This window comes from Streptomyces sp. NPDC087901, from assembly GCF_044742205.1.
Taxonomy (GTDB): Bacteria; Actinomycetota; Actinomycetes; order Streptomycetales; family Streptomycetaceae; genus Streptomyces.
In genome coordinates this window covers 1-4127 of record NZ_JBIUUC010000051.1, presented here as the reverse complement: position 1 = coordinate 4127, position 4127 = coordinate 1, and the positions used below count along the sequence as shown (strand labels likewise).

General features: G+C 68.6%; 1 protein-coding gene. It reads right to left on the bottom strand.

What is annotated here, in order from left to right; all coding sequences use genetic code 11:
* A partial coding sequence (locus ACIOEW_RS41210) for a beta-ketoacyl synthase N-terminal-like domain-containing protein (RefSeq protein WP_401970749.1) occupies positions 1-4127 on the bottom strand: 4127 nt, incomplete at both ends.

Genomic DNA, 4127 nt, shown 5'->3' with positions numbered 1-4127 from the left:
ACACCCGACCACGCAAACGGCAACGCAGCACCCACACCCACCGCACCCGACAACGCCACCCCATGCAACGCAGCATCGAACAACGCCGGATGGAGTGCGTAGGTTCCCGGCTGGGTGCCTTCGGGGAGGCCCACCTCGGCGAAGACGTGGTCGTCGGTCCGCCAGGCTCCGCTCAGTCCGCGGAAGGCCGGGCCGTACCGAAGCCCCGCTTCCGCCATGCCGTCGTAGAAACCGTCCAGGTCCACCGGTTCCGCACCGGCCGGGGGCCACTGCCCCATGCTCCACGCCACGTCCTCGGCGCCGGGGACATCGGCCACGACAGCGAGCGAACCGGTGGCGTGCCGCACCCACGGCAGGTCAGTCGCCTCGCCCCGCGAGTGAATGGTTACCGCTCGTCGGCCGGACTCGTCGGGAGAGCCGACGACGACCTGGAGGGCGACGCCACCGTGATCCGGAAGAACCAGCGGTGTTTCGAGGGTCAGCTCCTCCAGAGCGGTGCAGCCGACCTCGTCTGCCGCTCTCAGCGCCAGTTCCACGAAACCGGTGCCGGGAAAGAGGGTGACGTCACCGACCGCGTGATCCGCGAGCCAGAGGTGAGATCCGGTGGACAGGCGACCGGTCAGCACCACGCTGTCCGAGTCGGGCGACGACACCACCGCGCTCAGAAGGGGGTGGCCGGCGGACTCCTGTCCGATGGATTCGAGGTCCGTACCGCGCTGCTCGCCGACGATCCAGTAGTTCTGGTGCTGGAAGGCGTAGGTCGGCAGATCGACGCGGCGGGCACCCGAGCCCTCGTAGAACCGGGCCCAGTCCACCGGGACACCCGCCACATGCAGCTGACCCAGCGCAGCAACGGCCGAGGCCACCTCGGGGCGGCCCTTACGAACCAGCGGGACGAAGACCACCGCCGACTCCGCATCCACCGACTGCTGCGCCATCCCGCTCAGCACACCATCAGGACCCACCTCGACGAACGACGTCACACCACGCGACACGACATACGACACCGCATCCGCGAACCGCACCGCCTCGCGGACATGCCGCACCCAGTACTCCGGCGAACCCCACTCCTCGGACAGGCCCCCGGACACACCCGACACCACCGGAATCGACGGAACACCGAACGACAGCCCGGCGACCACCGCCCCGAACTCCGCCAACATCGGCTCCATCAAAGGCGAATGGAAGGCGTGAGACACCCGCAACACACTCGTCCTGCGCCCCTGACCGGCAAACTTCTCCACCAGATCAGCAACCGCCACCTCCGTACCCGAGACGACTACGGAACGCGGCCCGTTGACCGCCGCGATCCCCACCTCACCGTTCAGCAACGGAAGCACCTCGGCCTCCGTCGCCTCCACCGCCACCATCGACCCACCAGCGGGAAGCGCCTGCATCAACCGACCACGCGCCACCACCAATTCCGCCGCATCCGCCAACGACAGAGCACCCGACACATGCGCGGCCGCGATCTCACCAACCGAGTGACCCACCAGGAAGTCCGGACGCACACCCCACGACTCCACCAGCCGGAACAACGCCGTCTCCACCGCGAACAGACCGGCCTGAGCGAACATCGTCCCGTTCAACAGGCCGACATCCTCACCCCACACCACCTCACGCAGACTCACACCCAGCCGAGCATCCAACTCAGCCACCACCGCATCGAACGCCTCCGCGAACACCGGAAACGCCCCATACAACTCCCGGCCCATACCGAGTCGTTGTGCCCCCTGGCCCGTGAACAGGAACGCAACCTTGCCCGCCGGCCGCACCGACCCCCGCACCACCGACGAGGACGGCTCACCCTCGGCCAGTGCGGTCAGACCCCGCACCAGCTCCTCACGATCCGACGCCGCAACCACCGCACGATGCTCCAGCACCGCACGCGACACCACCGACGAAAAACCCACATCCAACAGAGAAGGAGAGGAATCCCCCTCCAACAGAGCAAGGAGCTTCCCCGCCTGTCCGGACAGCCCGGCCTCACTCCGCGCCGACAGCACGACCGGAACCACCGGCAGATCAGCGGTAGCAACCGCCTCCGGCTCCTTCACCACCGGAGCCTGCTCCACGATCACATGGGCGTTCGTCCCACTCAGACCGAACGACGACACACCCACCCGACGCGGACGATCCCGCTCCGGCCACACACGCGACTCCGTCAACAACTCCACCGCACCAGCAGCCCAGTCCACCTGCGGCGTCGGCACATCCACATGCAACGTCTTCGGCAACACACCATGCCGAATCGCCTGCACCGCCTTGATCACACCACCCACACCCGCAGCAGCCTGCGCATGCCCCAAGTTCGACTTCAACGACCCCAGCCACAACGGGTCACCCTCAGCACGCCCCTGCCCATACGTCGCCAACAACGCCTGAGCCTCGATCGGGTCGCCCAACCGGGTCCCGGTCCCGTGCGCCTCCACCAGATCCACCTGATCCGACGAAATCTGCGCATCAGCCAACGCCGCACGAATCACCCGCTGCTGCGACGGACCATTCGGCGCCGTCAGCCCATTACTCGCACCATCCTGATTAACAGCACTACCCCGCACCACAGCCAGGACTTCGTGCCCGAGCCGCCGGGCGTCCGACAGCCGCTCGACCAGCAGAACACCGACACCCTCGGACCACGCGGCACCGTCCGCGGCACCCGCGAACGACTTGCACCGGCCATCCTTCGCCAGCCCGCGCTGACGGCTGAACTCCACGAAGACCTCGGGCTCCGACATGACGGCCACGCCGCCCGCCAGCGCGAGGGAGCACTCTCCGGAGCGCAGCGCCTGGATCGCGAGGTGCAGGGCCACCAGCGACGAGGAGCACGCGGTGTCCACCGTCATCGACGGGCCTTCCAGGCCGAGTACGTAGGAGATCCGGCCGGAGGCGATGCCGCCTGTGCTCGCGTTGTGGGCGTAGTCGTGGTACATCATCCCGGCGAACACGCCGGTCCGGCTCTCCTTGAGAGAGAGCGGGTCGATGCCGGCCCGTTCGAACGCCTCCCAGGACGTCTCCAGCAGCAGTCGCTGCTGCGGGTCCATGATCAGGGCCTCGTTCGGGCTGATGCCGAAGAACGCCGGGTCGAATCCGGGTGCGTCGTCGAGGAACCCGCCGCGGGCGACATAGCTGGTGTCCGGCCGTATGCCTTCCGGGTCGTAGATCTTCCGCAGGTCCCAGCCCCGGTCGGTCGGGAAGTCGGAGATGAGGTCGGCGCCCTCGGTCACGGCCCGCCAGAGGGCTTCGGGTGAGCCGACGTTGCCCGGGTAGCGGCACGCCATGCCCACGATCGCGATCGGGTCGTCGGCGTGAGCTGCGGGGTTCGTGCGCACCGTGGGGAGGGCGGCCGTCGCGGGAGCGTCGGCGCCGGACACCTCGGTCAGCAGATGGCGGGCCAGGGCCACAGGGGTGGGGTAGTCGAAGACGACCGTGGCGGGAAGGCGGAGCGCGGTGGCGTCGGCCAGTGCGTTACGGAACTCCACCGCCCGCAGGGAGTCGAAGCCGAGGTCCTTGAACGCCTTCTCCGGTTCGATGGCCTGGAGCGAGCTGTAGCCGAGGACAGAGGCGACCTGTTCGAGGACGACCTCCAGCATGACGGCTTCGCGCTCGGGCTCGGCGAGGCGTGCGAGCCGCTGCTGAAGGCCGTTCGCCTCGACATGGCCCGTGGCCTTGCGCCGGGTGACGACCGGGACGAGGGTGCGGAAGAGTTCCCGGCTGCTGTCGCCCTGGGCGCGTACGGCGGCGAGGTCGAGCTGCACCGGAACCACCACTGGCCGGTCCATGCGCAGCGCGGCGTCGAAGAGGGCCACGCCCTGTTCCGACGAGATCGGGAAGACGCCGCCGACGGACGAGATACGGGAGCGTTCGGCACCGGACAGCTTGCCGGTCATTCCGCTGGCCTCGTCCCAGAAGCCCCAGGCGAGGGACTGGGCAGGGAGCCCTTCGGCCCTGCGGTGAGTGGCCAGCGCGTCCAGGAACGCGTTCGCCGCAGCGTAGTTGCCCTGGCCCGCGTTGCCGAAGGTGCCGGCCACGGAGGAGAAGAGGACGAAGGCGGCGAGGTCCATGCCACGCGTCAGCTCGTGCAGGTTCAGCGCCGCATCCACCTTCGGACGCAGCACCGCCCCCAC